Genomic DNA, 2,499 nt, shown 5'->3' with positions numbered 1-2,499 from the left:
AGCAACGCGGCCGCCCTGCGCGCGCTGGCTGAAGCGCATGGCGGCGGCCAGACGACGGGCCGAGGCCAGGCCCGTGGCCGCGGCGCGGCGCAGCAGGGACCGTCCGCGCCCAAAGGCAGCGTGATCGTCGCCGGCGGACGCGGCGCCAAGTCGGCGGCCCGCGCGGAAGGCCGCGCGCAAGCCATTGCGCCAAGCAGGAAAACCGGCCGTGGCAGCGTGAAACGCTAAACCGCCGCAGGCACCACCTTTAATACGCACCACGTTGGAGAACATATGCAGCAATACCTTGATCTGATCCGCACTGTCCTGGAAACCGGCAGCTGGCAAGACAACCGCACCGGCATCCGCACGCTCAGCGTGCCAGGCGCCATGATGCGCTTCGACCTGCTGAAAGACGGCTTCCCGGCCGTCACGACCAAGAAGCTCGCGTTCAAATCCGTGGTGGGCGAATTGTGCGCCTTCCTGCGCGCCTCGCGCAGCGCGGCCGACTTCCGCGCGCTGGGCTGCAAGGTGTGGGACCAGAACGCCAACGAAAACCAGCAATGGCTGGACAATCCCTACCGCACCGGCACCGACGACCTCGGCCCCGTGTACGGCGTGCAGTGGCGCGAATGGCCGGGCTACAAGCTGCTCGACGCGTCCGCCACCGCGCAGATCGCCGACGCGCAGAAACAAGGCTACCGCCAGGTCGCCCCGCTGGAAGAAGGCGGCGTTGCCAAAGTGCTGATGTACAAAGCCATCGACCAGCTGCGCGAATGCCTCGACACCATCGTTAACAATCCGGGCAGCCGCCGCATCCTGTTCCACGGCTGGAACCCGTCCGTGCTGGACCAGGTGGCGCTGCCGGCATGCCATCTGCTGTACCAGTTCATTCCGAACGCCAGCACCAAGGAGATCTCGCTGTGCCTCTACGTGCGCAGCAACGACATCGGCCTGGGCACGCCCTTCAACCTGGCCGAAGGCGCGGCGCTGCTGGCCATCGTGGGCCGCCTGACCGGCTATACGCCGCGCTGGTTCACCTACTTTATCGGCGACGCGCACATCTACGAAAACCATATGGACATGGTGCAGGAACAGCTCAAGCGCGAGCCCTTCCCCGCGCCCAAGCTGGTGATTTCCGACCGTGTGCCGGACTACGCCGTCACCGGCAAGTACGAGCCTGAATGGCTGGAGAAGATCGAGCCGTCCGACTTCACGCTGGAAGGCTACCAGCACCACGCGCCGCTAACGGCGCCGATGGCCGTCTAGCCTGCGGCTTGACCATCTCCGCCGGCTTTGATGCCGGCCGCGAGGGCCAGGCCGGCGCATGCAAGGCAGCGTGTTCCTGCCCGGACAAGTAGCGCGCTGCGGAGCGCAGCCAGACCTGGGTAGGCACCGGCCCGGCGCTCGCCAGCAAGCAGACCAGCGGCAGGCACAGCACCGCCGTCGCCCGCCCCAGCTGCGGCGCCTCCCGGCAGCGCGCATGCCAGATGAAGCCGGCCGCCACACCCCAGCCGAGCAGGCAGCCGGCCACCACTTCCGAAGCCGAGTGCGCATGCACCTGCACCCGCGCCACGCCCACCAGCATCCCCAGCAGCGCGCCGGCGGCGACCGCCGCGCCGCGCCGGCGGCCGGGACCCAGCAGCAGCCAGGCCAGCACAGGAAACACGGCGGCCGCGCGCGCGGCGTGGCCGCTGATGCCGCGAAAGTGCAGCGCCGGCACGCCCAGTCCCCAGCCCAGGAAAGCCAGCTTGCTGGCCACCACCAGGGCCATCGCGGCGCCGAACAGCACGCACCAGCATTGCAGCCGGCCCCAGGCGCGCTGCACCGTCAGCGCCGCCGTAATAACGCCTGCCAGCGCGCCGGTTACCGCCAGCGCGCCCGCCGCACTCAGTGCCTCCCATGATCCCATGCTCGTCCCTCCCGCCGGTCCAGCTGCTATTGGACCACAAAGCCGCGCCCTTGCGCCAACGCCGCGTCCGGCTAACGGCCCGCGCCAAGTGACCACTATCAAGACTTGCTCGTTTGGGTCCATCCGGCTCGGCATTTAACCGTATATTGGGTAGCGCCAGGGCCTGCCTGGCCGGGACCGTAACGCGGCGTTCACTGCCTTCGGATGACCACCATGAAACAGAGCACAAGCAGCGCCCTGGGCGCCATGTTGAAGACCCTCACCAACAGTCCGGCCCGCCTCGTGCTGCTGATGCGCCTGGCCGATCTGGCCGCCATCGCCGGCGCGCTGTACTGCGCCAGTGCGCTGCTGTTGCGGCTCGGCCCGGCGCCAGCGCTGCCCCTGCACACGCTGGCCGCGCTGGCCTGCGGCGCCCTGGCGCTGGCGCTGTTTCCGCGCCTGGGCATGTATGGCCCGACCGCGCAGCGCACGCTGCGCTCGATCGCCGTCCAGGTGGCCATGGCGTGGTGCGGCATCGTGCTGGCGGTGGCGCTGGCCTGCGCCTTGGCCGCCGCCCCGCTGGCAGGGCGCTGCCTGCTGGGCTGGACGCTGGCGGGCTGGGCCGCGCT

Annotated in this window: 2 protein-coding genes and 2 pseudogenes; 3 read left to right on the top strand and 1 reads right to left on the bottom strand. The window is 69.5% G+C overall.

Annotated features, from left to right (window positions below):
* Positions 1-228 (top strand): annotated as a pseudogene (locus tag GTP77_RS29615) (hypothetical protein); the annotation flags it as partial.
* Between the two features lie 45 nt (positions 229-273).
* Positions 274-1,248, top strand: coding sequence for a thymidylate synthase (locus GTP77_RS29610; RefSeq protein WP_161075729.1), 975 nt, complete (start codon positions 274-276; stop codon positions 1,246-1,248).
* Here the strand turns inward: GTP77_RS29610 and GTP77_RS29605 are convergent.
* The gene (locus tag GTP77_RS29605; RefSeq protein ID WP_161075728.1) at positions 1,193-1,891 is read right to left on the bottom strand and encodes a phosphatase PAP2 family protein; all 699 of its coding nucleotides are present in this window, start codon (positions 1,889-1,891) and stop codon (positions 1,193-1,195) included. The genes GTP77_RS29610 and GTP77_RS29605 overlap by 56 nt on opposite strands.
* 213 nt (positions 1,892-2,104) lie before the next feature.
* Between GTP77_RS29605 and GTP77_RS29600 the strand changes: the two are divergent.
* Positions 2,105-2,499 (top strand): annotated as a pseudogene (locus tag GTP77_RS29600) (hypothetical protein); the annotation flags it as partial.

It is taken from the genome of Pseudoduganella aquatica (assembly GCF_009857595.1).
Classification (GTDB): domain Bacteria; phylum Pseudomonadota; class Gammaproteobacteria; order Burkholderiales; family Burkholderiaceae_D; genus Rugamonas; species Rugamonas aquatica_A.
The sequence above is the reverse complement of the archived record's forward strand: the minus strand, read 5'-3'. Positions and strand labels throughout refer to the sequence as shown.